The organism is Parafrankia sp. FMc2, assembly GCF_041008525.1.
In the GTDB taxonomy this organism is placed as follows: Bacteria; Actinomycetota; Actinomycetes; order Frankiales; family Frankiaceae; genus Parafrankia.
This window is the reverse complement of the sequence record NZ_JBFLUG010000189.1, coordinates 1-10,977: the sequence shown is the minus strand read 5'-3', so window position 1 is coordinate 10,977 and position 10,977 is coordinate 1. Positions and strand designations below refer to the sequence as shown.

Below are 10,977 nucleotides of genomic sequence, written 5' to 3'. Positions count from 1 at the left end.
CCAGGTCGAAGCGGCGGAGGAACGCCTGCCATGCCCGGTCGATGTCGGCAGCGGTCGCGTCGAGGGCGGAGGACCACAGCCATACGGGCTTGGGATCGCGGTTGCCGGGGAGGTGGTCGACCTGCAGACGGATGAGGGTCCCTTCGATGATCGGCAGGTCGCCGGGGTGGTTGATCCAGCAGGTGCGGTGGGTGAGTCGGGGGTGCAGCCGGTTCCAGCTGGTCGCGGTGGCGGTGCCGTAGCGGCTGGTGGGGGTGGTCGTGGTGTGCTGCGGCTCGGGCCACGTCGCGGGCTTGTCCAGGACGAACGCCAGCCGGGTGACGTCGTACCCGGCGTCCCTCACGATGAGGATGTTCGGGTCGCCGTCGTGCCAGTGCCCGGCGGCTGTCAGACGACCCACGACCGCCCGGAGCTGGTCGGCGGTCACCGCTGTGGCGTCGTCGGCGGGGCCGAGGCGGACCGCGTCCAGGACCGCGGTCCACGACGTCCGGCCGGGTTCGAGGGCGGCGACGAACGAGTACGGCCAGCCCGGGATCAACTGGGCCTGGTTCTTCGCCCGGTCGTGGACGTGGCAGAACAGCCGCTGCGCGCTGGTCGACGCCTCCGAGCGCAGCCAGGGGCTGACGTCCACTGCCAGCATCAGTCGTCCGTCGGCCGCCGAGGGCAGCGTAAGGCCCGCGAGCGTGCGCCGGAAGCGAGCAACATCGAGCCGGCCGCTGTTCAGCCCGTCGTACAACGCCCCGTGGCCGCGACGGTGCTCGGGCCCCGCCCCCGCCAGGGTCAGATCGACCGATGATCTGACCGGCCCGTCGGTGCACAGCACCGCGTCCGCTACCTCGAACAGTGCGTCCGCCCGGCGGGTCAGACAGTCGTAGAACTCCCACCGGAAGCGACACAGCCTCCCCAGAGCCTCGACGTGTCCTGGTTCGTCCTGCACACTGCCCACCACGACCTTCGGCTTGATCATGGCTTCTTTGGCGAGAGCACGATCTTCCGAAGGTCGTCTCATGTCACGAGGACACGCCCACCCACCCCACAACACCAGCAGGTATCACGCAACGTGACGCCTGGAGGTTAAACGACAGGATCATCTCCTGGCCTGATCGTAGGCGACATGATCGTCAAATCTAGTGTACGACGGTCTCCTTGACAACAGGTGGAGGCCTCTGGGTGGCCCTGGCAGTCACCTCGATGAGTCTGAACGGTGTCGCTGTCAGATCCGAGGGCTGGTCGGCTGGCCAGTTCATATCGGGGTCGTGTGCGGCTGGGCTCGTTGTTGCCACAGTGCTGGGTCCTTCGCCTACCCCTATGGCGCGAGTCGGCTCCGCAGGCGGCGTGTTGCCCCAATTTGGTGACCAGCCGATCGCGTTGAGTGGATGACCCGACCTCGCTGTGGCACATGGTTGACATAATCGTTAAATTTCGTTCCAATGTCTCGCTGGGAGCCCAGCGGGCGCAGGAGAGGCCGGCAGTCGGTCGCACCCTCGAGAAGTGTGCCGAAACCACGCTCATGGTCGACGGCTACGACCACCTCCGCTAGGCCGGCCGTGTCGGTCGGCGGGCCACCGATCGTCGACCGACAGCGGAAGGGAATCTGAATGACCGACGTCGCGGATGCGACCGAGACGCGCCCGCGCCCGCCGGAGAATGACTGGCTGGGGACGCCGTACCTGCGTTTCGAGCGCCACGGGGCGTTCGCGCATGTCGTCGTGGACCGGCCGAAGGCGCGCAACGCGCTGACGGGCGCGATGTACTGGGGGATCCGGTACGCGGTCCAGCGCGTCGAACGCGACCCCGACCTGGCCGGACTGCTGATCACCGGCGCCGGCGACGTGTTCATGCCGGGCGGTGACCTGAGCCAGCGGGGCGTCGACAACTGGATGGACTTCTCCCAGCTGCTCATGGATGTCACCCCGTTCGACACGCTGCGCCAGGCGTCCAAGCCGGTGGTGTGCGCGGTCAACGGGATCTGCCAGGGCGGTGGGTTGATGATCGCCATGTGCTCCGACCTGGCGGTGGTCAGCGAGCGCGCCACGTTCCGGGTCCCGGAGCTGCTGCGCGGGATCGCCGACACTTACTACAGCCAGATGCTCTTCCGCACGATCGGCCCCGTGCGTACCCGCGACCTCATGTTCACCGGTCGCACGCTGACCGCGGCCGAGGCGCTGGACTGGGGCATGGTCGCCCGGGTGGCGCCGCACGAGCAGCTGCTCGACCAGACGACCGAGGCGCTGGCGATGATCTGCCGCACGGCCTCGGGTGCCCGCGGGGATATCAAGCGCAGCATCGACGCCCAGCTCGGGCTCTATGACCGCATCGCCATGCGCCAGAGCGTCCAGGGCGACGAGGCCCGGGAGGGTTACCTGGCGTTCAAGGAGCGCCGCTCGCCGTCCTGGGTGCATCCCGACCTACGGACCGCCGGCCGTCTCTGAGCGGCCTGTCATCCCCGTTCGGGCACGGCGAAACGCACGGTTCACCAATTCACGGGCAGGCGTGTCGGGCAGGGCCGGCACCCGAGTCGGAAGGCGAAGGAAGCATGGCTGGGCGAGTGGCAGGCAAGGTCGCGTTCATCACCGGTGCGGCGCGTGGGCAGGGGCGCAGCCACGCCGTGCGCCTCGCCGAAGAGGGCGCGGACATCATCGCGGTCGACATCCTCGAACAGATCGAGTCGAACCCCTACCCGCTGTCGACGCCCGAGGACCTGGCCGAGACCGTGCGGCTGGTCGAGAAGACCGGGCGGCGCATCGTCGCGCTGAAGGCCGACGTGCGCGACCGGGTGGGGCTGGGCAAGGCGCTCGAGGAGGGGCTTGCCGCGTTCGGTCGCGTCGATGTGGTGGTCGCCAACGCGGGCATCCTGCCGATGGCGATGGGTGACCCGCAGCGTCTGGACTTCCAGGACGCGGTCGATGTCGACCTGATCGGGGTGATGAACGCGGTCGCGGTGGCGCTGCCGCGGCTGCCCCAGTACGGCTCGATTGTCATCACCGGGTCGACGGCCGGGATGATGCCGAATACCGTCGACAACCCGGCGATGGGTCCCGGCAGCGCGGGCTACGGCTGGTCGAAGCGGGTTCTCATCGAGTACACCGAGCAGCTGGCCCTGCAGCTCGCTCCGGAGTTCATCCGGGTGAACTGCATCCACCCGACGAACTGCAACACCCACCTGCTGCACAACGACGGCCTGTACAGCGTGTTCCGTCCGGATCTGGAAAAGCCGACCCGCGAGGATGCGGAGCCGGCGTTCACCCACTTCCAGGCCATGCCGATTCCCTACATCGAGCCGGTCGACGTCTCCAACGCCGTGCTGTTCTTCGCCTCCGACGAGTCCCGTTACGCCACCGGCCAGCAGCTGCGGGTCGACGCCGGCTCGCTGCTGAAGTTCCCCAACGGCCCCACGAGCTGACCGGGCACATGGGCTGGTTCGACGACGTCATCGGGATCCATACCGGCAGCGCTCGGCCCGTGGTCATCGACGCCGCAGGGCCTGTCACAGGTGCCGAGCTTGTCGGTCGGGCGGCGAGCGCCGCCGAGCTGGTCGCCGGGCTCGGCGGCACGCCGGACACGCCACTGCCGGCGTTGCTGACGAGCAACGCGGACGCGTACGCGCTGCTGCTGGGCGGGGCGGCGGCTGGCCGGCCGGTCGCCCCGCTGGGCCCGCGGCTGACGGCCGCGGAGCTGGCGGGCCCGGTGCGTGCCAGCGGGTCCGAGGTGCTGCTCACCGAGCCGGCGTGGCGGGAGGTGGCGGACGCGGTCGGCCGGGAGACAGGCGTGCGGGTGATGCCCCTCGGCCGGCTGCGTGCGTCGGCGGCGGCGCCGCCGGCCCCCACGGGCCGGGTCATGTTCCACCTGCACACGTCCGGGACGACCGGCGCGGCCCGCCGGGTGGCGTTCACGCAGGAGGTGCTGGCGGCGCGCACCGCCCTGTCGTCGAAGCTGCTCGAGCTCGGCCCGGACAGCCGGTACGCGGCCGGCTCGCCGATCCACCACATCGGCGGGCTCGGCAACGCGCTGGTGGCGGTGTCCGTCGGTGGCGCGGTGCTGCCGACGGCGCGGTTCACCTTCGAGTGGTGGCGCGGGCTGCGTGCCGCCGGCGCCACCCACTGCCTCCTGGTACCGACAATGATCGAGATGCTGCTCGCCGAGGGCGAGCTGGACGCAGTCCCGATGCGCATGCTGGTCTACGGTGCCTCGCCGATCAGCCCCGACACGCTGCGCCGGATGCTTGCCACGCTCCCCGGCGTGCGGCTGGTCAACATGTTCGGCCAGACCGAGGGCAGCCCGATCACCTGCCTGACGCCCGCCGACCATGTGCGCGCCGCAGCCGGCGAGGAGCGGCTGCTCGCCACCGTCGGGCGGGCCGTACCCGGCCTGCGGCTGCGCATCGAGGACCCGGACGACGACGGGGTCGGGGAGGTGCTTGTCGCCGCGGGGCACCTGGCGGTACACGGCGAGGACGGCTGGCTGCACACCGGCGATCTTGGCGCGCTCGACGACGAGGGCTACCTGCGGCTCGCCGGGCGGCGGCACGACATGGTCGTGCGTGGCGGGGAGAACGTCTACCCGCTGGAGGTCGAGCACGTGTTGGCCGACCACCCGGACGTGGCGGCGGCTGGCGTCGTCGGAGTGCCCGACCAGCGGCTGGGGGAGACCCTGGTGGCGTTCGTCGTCGCCGCCGAGCGGGCGCACCCGCCGGACCACGACGAGCTACGTCGGTTCGTCCGCGCCAGGCTCGCGGGCTTCAAGGTGCCCGCGTACTGGTATGTCGTCGACGAGCTGCCACTGAGTCACGCCGGCAAGGTCATGCGCGCGGCGCTTCGCGACCGTCACCTGGCCGCCGAGTCGTGACCGATGGCCTGGTCGTGGGGCGGTCCCCCGACTGTCCGTGCCCTCACACGGTGATCCCATTCCCACCCGCGTCCGGTATCGGACAAGACAGGAGTGCCGCAGTGACAACGACGAACGGGGCCTACATCCTCGCGGGCGCCCGCACCGCGATCGGCACGGCGTTCAAGGGCACGCTGGGCCAGACGTCGGTATACGACCTGGCCGAGACCGTGGTCGAGCAGGCCGTCGCCCGGGCCGGGGTGGCGGTCGACGAGGTCGACGACGTCATCCTCGGCGAGGTCATGCACGGCGGTGGCGACCTTGCGCGTCACACCGCCGTGCGGCTTGGCATGCTGTCGGTCCCGGGACTGGCGCACCAGCGCCAGTGCGCATCCGGAATGGCGGCGGTGACCACCGCCGCGGCCTCGATCATCGCTGGTATGGACCGGGTCGTCGTCGCAGGCGGCGCCGAGTCGTCGTCGACCCGGCCGGCGTCAGCCTACCGGGTGCCCGGCACCGACAGCTGGCAGCAGCCGTGGATGCCGCCGTCGCACCCAGCCACGCCCGACGCACCGGCCGATGACATGTCGATCACCGTTGGCCACAACACGGCAAAGATCGCCGGAATCGACCGGGCGGCGATGGACGAGTGGGCGCTGCGCTCCCACCAGCGCGCCATCGCCGCCACCGACGCCGAGTGGCTCGCCGAGGAAATCGTCCCGGTCAAGGCGAACCGGCCCGACGGGTCGACCGTCGTCTTCGAGATCGACGAGCACCCGCGCCGGAGCACCTCGCTGGACAAGCTCGCCGCGCTCAAGCCACTGCACCCGGAGATCGAGGGTTTCGGCGTTACCGCGGGAAACTCGTCCGGCGTCAACGACGGCGCCGTCGCACTGGTGCTCGGCGACGCGGCCGCCGCCGAGCGCTCGGGTGTCGCGCCGCTAGGTGTGATCCACTCCTGGGCGTCCGTCGGCGTCGACCCGGTCCGCACCGGCCTCGCCCCGACGCTCGCCATCCCGAAGGCACTGGACCGTGCCGGTCTCACGCTCGCCAACATGGCCCTCGTCGAGATCAACGAGGCGTTCGCGTCGGTCGCCGTCGCCGGTCACCGGATCCTAGGCTTCGACCCGGAGATCCTCAACGTCAATGGCAGTGGCTGCAGCCTCGGTCACCCGGTTGCCATGACGGGCGCCCGCCTGATCCTCACCCTGCTGCATGAGCTGCGCCGCCGTGGCGAGCGCTACGGCGTCGCCGCCCTCTGCGCCGGCGGCGGCATGGCCTCCGCCGTCGTCGTCGAGGCCCGTTGAACACCATGGCCGGCCGAGCGTCCTGATCTAGGCGCGAGGACCGCGTCGAGCCCGCCGCTGTGGGCTCGACGCGGTCCTGGGATCCGGCCGATCGCTGACGGGCGGGATCACCTCCGTACCTACCCGCCCGCCGCCGTCGTCGTCAGCCCGCCACCGGGGCCGGTGCGCGGGCGGCGCGGATGTCGGCGGCGATCGCCGCGTTCTGCTCGACCGTTCCAAACAGGGTGACCCGGTCGAACACGTCGCCGCAGCGGCGGACTATCTCGGGTCCCACGGCGTCCGGCTCGGCGACGACGGCGACCGCGTGCAGCAGGTCGTCGTGGACGAGCCGGCCCATCTCCGCCCACCGTCCCTGGCGGGACAGCGCGTACAGCTCGTCGCCCAGCTCGCCCCAGCCGTGCAGGGCGAGCACCGGTCGGTAGGCGGGTGTGGAGCCGTAGAAGGCGATCTGTGCACGGATCTCGTCGGCGGCGGTGGCGAGCTTCTCCTCGGTGGCACCGGTCGCGACCATCGGCGAGCCGCACACGAGGAAGTCCCCATCGGGCCCGCCGGCAGCGCGGCGCGCCTGGCCACGTGCCAGCGTCGGCAGGGAGACCTCACGCAGGTAGCGCTCGGTGGTGAAGCCGTGCACCAGATACCCGTCGGCGATCTCACCGGCGACCTCGGTTATGAGCTCGCCGACGCCGGCGAGCAGCACCGCGGGCGGGCCGTGGGGGTGGGGCTCCGGGCGAACATCGGCGTCATGAGGGTGTGGTTGTAGAACTCGCCCTCGAAACGCAGCGGCGTGCCGTCGTGCCAGCAGGCCCAGATCGCCCGCATCGCCTGGATGTACTCGCGCATGCGGGCCGCTGGCCGTGACCAGGGCATCGCGAACCGGCGGGTGATGTGCGCCTTGACCTGGGTGCCGAGCCCGAGCAGGAACCGGCCGTGGGACAGCGCCTGCAGGTCGTTCGCGAGCACGGCCATCGACATCGGGTTACGGGCGAACGCCAGCGAGATGCCGGTACCGAGCGCGACGCGTTCGGTGGCCGTGGCCGTGGCCGTGGCCGCGAGCGCGAGGCCCGGGAACGGGTCATGCCTGACCTCGCTGCAACACGATCGCGATGCTCGCCAAGGTCGTCACTGTCGACGAGCTGGCCGCCGCCTGGTCGCGAGCCAGGGTCGAGGGCTGAGTCAGCTAGAACTTGGCGATATCGTCAAGTACAGTCAGGGTCGGGAGCGGGTCAGGGCGGTGCGGAGGCGGCGACGGACCGTTCAGCCTCTTCGTCGCCCAAGGCACCTCGTCAGCACCAGCGCGCCGGACGCCGCACGGGCGTCGGCGTACCCTGGCTCGCCCAGCCGGACCGACTCTTTCCGGGGCGTCGCCAAGAGAACGGAGCTGGCGCGGCGTCCCGTGGCCTGATGCTGCGCCCTCTGCGTCGGCCCCACGCGGGAAGCGCGCATCCTGTGCCCGAGCCGCGCGAGAAGCATGCCGTCCGCGCAGCGCCCCGCCAACTTGCAGGGAACCACGGAAGGCAGGCACTTCATGAACACCCGCATCAATACCGGCCTGCCCGGTGCTGAGGCGTCGACGTCCGCCCGACCGGCGCATCACGCGCACGCGATGATGCACTGCAACCTGAACACGGTCGACGTCGAGCGGTCCGCCGAGTTCCACATGGCGGTCTTCGGTCTCGAGCCGCGGATGCGCTCGGTCAGCGCAGGCAGCGACGCCACCCCGATGGGCCTGTCCGACGACACCGCCAGCGTCACGACGTTCCTCTACGACCTGCGCGGCCCCCGCTCGGCGCCGGCGCTGGAGCTCGTCGGGTGGAGCCGGCCGCCGACCGAGCCGGTCCGGCCGGAGCACCGGCCCTCCGGGTTCACCGCGCTCGGCTACCGGGTAGCCTCCCTCGGCGTCGTAGTGGCCCGCCTCGCCGCTCTGGGAATCACGTCGACGCCGGTGCCCGGCGGCCTGCCCGTGCGCGGCGAGGCTCGTCATGCCCTGCAGTTCACCGACCCGGACGGCGTTGTCTTCGAGGTCGTCGAGATCGCGCCGGCCGATGACGACCCTCGGCGGGTCGCGCTGCTCTCGCACGAGCGGATGCGCTGCACCGATCTCGACCGCACCGTCGCCTGGTACGAGCGGATCGGCTGGCGGCCGCGCGACCGGGGAGTCGGGCCGGGCGGGGTGCCGACGGCGTCGCTGGTGCTGCCCGAGGATCCGACCTTCTCCTTGGAGATCGAACAGCACCCGCTGCCCGCCGGGGCAACGCTGCTCCCGGCCGCGAACAGCCAAGGCCTCTACCGGATCGCGCTCGCGGTCGACGATGTCCTCGCCGCGCACGCCTCGCTCGCGGCCGGAGGCGCGGTCGCCGGTGCGTTCGGCCGCGCCCTGGAGCCGGTGGCGATACCGATGCCGGACACCCCCACCGGCGGCTTCACCGTCCTGTTCCTCGCTGACCCGGACGGCGCCGTTATCGAGCTGGTCGAACGACCGCGTTCAGCCGTGCGTCGCCCGGCGGAGCCGAGCTGAGCTCGCGGCCCGTTCGTCACCGAGGCGAACGACGATGAGGCGCGGAGAATGGGCCGGGCCAGACCAGGCCGGCGCACGGTCTGGGCGGTCGGTAGCCGCAGATAGCCTTCGGTAGCCGCTCAGCGGGCCGGCCGGCTGGCTTCGGGAAGACCAAAACGGTTGGGCACGGATGGCGCGGTCCGTCAGGCCCGGGCGCCGGTCAGACGCTGGGACGTCGCGTGGCGGCCCGGCTAGGGCCTGTTCTGAGTCTGGATCACAATCGGGGTGTTCGTCCTTCGTGTGGGTGTTTCGGCTGGTAGCACGGTTGCATGACGCGTGGTGATCTGACCGATGGTGAATGGGAGTTGATCGAGCCGCACCTCCCGCTGGGGGCGTCCGGGCCGATCCCTGACCTGCGCGGCTACTTCAACGCGGTGATGTGGAGGTTCCGTACCGGCAGTCCCTGGCGGGACGTGCCCAACAGCTACGGCTCCTGGTCGACGATCTACGACCGGTTCCGTCTGTGGGCGCGGGACGGGGTCTTCCAGACCCTCATGGACGCGATGATCGCTGAGGCGGCGGCGCGCGACGATGTCGATCTCAGTCTGGTCAGCGTGGACTCCACCGTCGCCCGCGCGCATCACCACGCGGCGGGCATGATGGTCGACCCGGATCTCCTGGAGGACCTGGAGAAAGCACTGACGGAGGAAAAGGGGCTTCAGAAACCGGGCACAACGACTCCGTAACCGAGACGCCCGAGGGCGGGGAGGAAGCCGAGCGGACACAGCGCCGCGCGGTACGCCGACGCCGTAAAGCACGGCTGAAGGCCGCCGAACGGGGACGCTCCCGGGGCGGGCTGACCAGCAAGGTGCACCTCGCGACCGACCGGCGCTGCCGTCCACTGTCGATCGTCCTCACCCCCGGACAGGCCGCGGACAGCCCGCGTTTCCTCCCGGCCCTGAAGAAAATCAAGGTGCGTGGGCCGGTAGGCCGCCCCAGGACCCGGCCGGACGCGGTCGCCGGAGACAAGGCGTACTCCTCCCGCGCCAACCGCGCCCACCTGCGCACACGGAAGATCCGGGCGGTGATCCCGGGGAAGGCTGACCAGAGGGCCAACCGCAAAAAGCGCGGCAGCGCCGGTGGCCGCCCGGTCAGCCACGACGCCACGCTCTACAAGGATCGCAACACCGTGGAACGCGGCATCAACAGGATCAAGGAGTGGCGGGGTCTGGCCACCCGCTACGACAAGACACCCGAAAGCTACGCCGCAGGACTGCACCTGCGCGGATCCATCCTCTGGCTACGCAGCCTCCCAACCCCATGATCCGAACCCAGAACAGGCCCTTAGAGCGTGTCTTGCGTGGCCGCTTCGGGTACATATCTGATCATGGATGTGTTCTTCGGGTACATATCTGATCATGGATGTGTTGGAGAGCAGCCTCGCCGGGCGGCTGGTCCCGGACGAGTTGTGGGAGCTGGTGGAACCGCTGCTGCCCCGGTTCGAGGGTCGCTGGCAGGGTGGTGGGACTGCCCCGATCGAGGATCGGGCGGTGTTCACCGCGGTGGTGTATGTGCTGACCTCGGGGTGTGCCTGGCGGCATCTGCCGGCCGAGTTCGGGGTGTCGGTGCCCACGGCGCACCGTCGGTTCCAGGCGTGGACCCGGGCGGGTGTCTGGCCCCGGCTGCACCGGAAGATCCTGGATCTGCACGGTGTGGCCGGGCAGGTCGACTGGTCGTCGGTGATCGTGGACTCCGCGAGCGTGCGGGCGAAAAAAGTGCCCCTATGTCCTTCGTCAAGCCGGTGAGGGGGTCGGGGCCTGGTAGAAGGTGCCGTCGCGGAGCATCGCGTAGAGCACGTCGATCCGGCGCCGGGCGAGGCAGGTGAGAGCGGCGACGTGATGTTTGCCTTCCGCGCGTTTCTTGTCGTAGTAGGCCCGGGACGCGGGTTCGCGTAGGGAGGCGAACGCGGCCAGGTAGAAGGCGCGTTTGAGTTGTTTGTTGCCGCGCCGGGAGGGGTGTTCCCCGCGGATGGAAGAGCCCGATGTCCGGGTGGCGGGGGCGAGACCGGCGTAGGCGGCCAGGTGCCCGGCGGTGGGGAAGCTGCTGGCGTCCCCGACGTCGATGAGGATGCGGGCGGCGGTCCTGACCCCGATACCGGGCATGGAGGTCAGGACCTTGGAAAGAGGGTGGGCCTCCAGGAGCTCCGTGATCCGGTCCGCGAGGAGGGGTGAGTCCCACCGCGTGGTGTAGATCGGGATCGGCTGGTTGATCGTCCGGGGTGGGGGTGTGTCGCTCCGGGACAAAGACGGCCACCGCGTGTAGCTCTGTGTGAACCGACCAAAGTTCCACGGA

At 70.4% G+C, this 10,977-nt stretch carries 7 protein-coding genes and 3 pseudogenes; 7 read left to right on the top strand and 3 right to left on the bottom strand.

Annotation, left to right across the window (positions count from 1 at the left end; genetic code table 11):
• On the bottom strand, window positions 1-946 hold a 946-nt coding region (locus AB1460_RS33170; RefSeq protein ID WP_368966175.1), incomplete at its 3' end, for a transposase.
• Between the two features lie 652 nt (window positions 947-1,598).
• Here AB1460_RS33170 and AB1460_RS33165 point away from each other — a divergent pair.
• From AB1460_RS33165 to AB1460_RS33150, 4 genes are all read left to right on the top strand, one after another.
• Complete coding sequence (locus AB1460_RS33165) at window positions 1,599-2,432, top strand: enoyl-CoA hydratase/isomerase family protein (RefSeq protein WP_368966174.1); 834 nt, start codon at window positions 1,599-1,601, stop codon at window positions 2,430-2,432.
• A 104-nt stretch (window positions 2,433-2,536) separates the two neighbouring features.
• Window positions 2,537-3,403: a mycofactocin-coupled SDR family oxidoreductase gene (locus AB1460_RS33160; RefSeq protein ID WP_368966172.1), complete on the top strand. Its 867-nt coding sequence runs from the start codon at window positions 2,537-2,539 to the stop codon at window positions 3,401-3,403.
• Between the two features lie 8 nt (window positions 3,404-3,411).
• Complete coding sequence (locus AB1460_RS33155; RefSeq protein ID WP_368966171.1) at window positions 3,412-4,845, top strand: class I adenylate-forming enzyme family protein; 1,434 nt, start codon at window positions 3,412-3,414, stop codon at window positions 4,843-4,845.
• A gap of 101 nt (window positions 4,846-4,946) precedes the next feature.
• On the top strand, window positions 4,947-6,131 hold the full coding sequence (locus tag AB1460_RS33150; RefSeq protein ID WP_368966170.1) for a thiolase family protein: 1,185 nt from the start codon (window positions 4,947-4,949) through the stop codon (window positions 6,129-6,131).
• A gap of 142 nt (window positions 6,132-6,273) precedes the next feature.
• Here AB1460_RS33150 and AB1460_RS33145 read toward each other — a convergent pair.
• Window positions 6,274-7,124: pseudogene (locus AB1460_RS33145) on the bottom strand (TIGR03617 family F420-dependent LLM class oxidoreductase).
• Window positions 7,125-7,656: 532 nt separating this feature from the next.
• Between AB1460_RS33145 and AB1460_RS33140 the strand changes: the two are divergent.
• The 3 genes and pseudogenes from AB1460_RS33140 to AB1460_RS33130 form a co-directional block, all read left to right on the top strand.
• Window positions 7,657-8,646 (top strand): VOC family protein, encoded by a 990-nt coding sequence (locus AB1460_RS33140; RefSeq protein WP_368966168.1) that lies wholly within the window; start codon window positions 7,657-7,659, stop codon window positions 8,644-8,646.
• Between the two features lie 308 nt (window positions 8,647-8,954).
• Window positions 8,955-9,949 (top strand): annotated as a pseudogene (locus AB1460_RS33135) (IS5 family transposase).
• A gap of 94 nt (window positions 9,950-10,043) precedes the next feature.
• Window positions 10,044-10,400: pseudogene (locus AB1460_RS33130) on the top strand (transposase); the annotation flags it as partial.
• 18 nt (window positions 10,401-10,418) lie between these two features.
• Here the strand turns inward: AB1460_RS33130 and AB1460_RS33125 are convergent.
• The coding region (locus AB1460_RS33125; protein WP_368966167.1) for a transposase at window positions 10,419-10,977 on the bottom strand (559 nt) is incomplete at its 5' end.

Excerpts from the sequence above, each read along its gene's own strand:
- AB1460_RS33140 (WP_368966168.1), top strand. The coding sequence starts at position 7,657 with ATGAACACCCGCATCAATACCGGCCTGCCCGGTGCTGAGGCGTCGACG.
- AB1460_RS33160 (WP_368966172.1), top strand. The coding sequence starts at position 2,537 with ATGGCTGGGCGAGTGGCAGGCAAGGTCGCGTTCATCACCGGTGCGGCG.
- AB1460_RS33155 (WP_368966171.1), top strand. The coding sequence starts at position 3,412 with ATGGGCTGGTTCGACGACGTCATCGGGATCCATACCGGCAGCGCTCGG.
- AB1460_RS33165 (WP_368966174.1), top strand. The coding sequence starts at position 1,599 with ATGACCGACGTCGCGGATGCGACCGAGACGCGCCCGCGCCCGCCGGAG.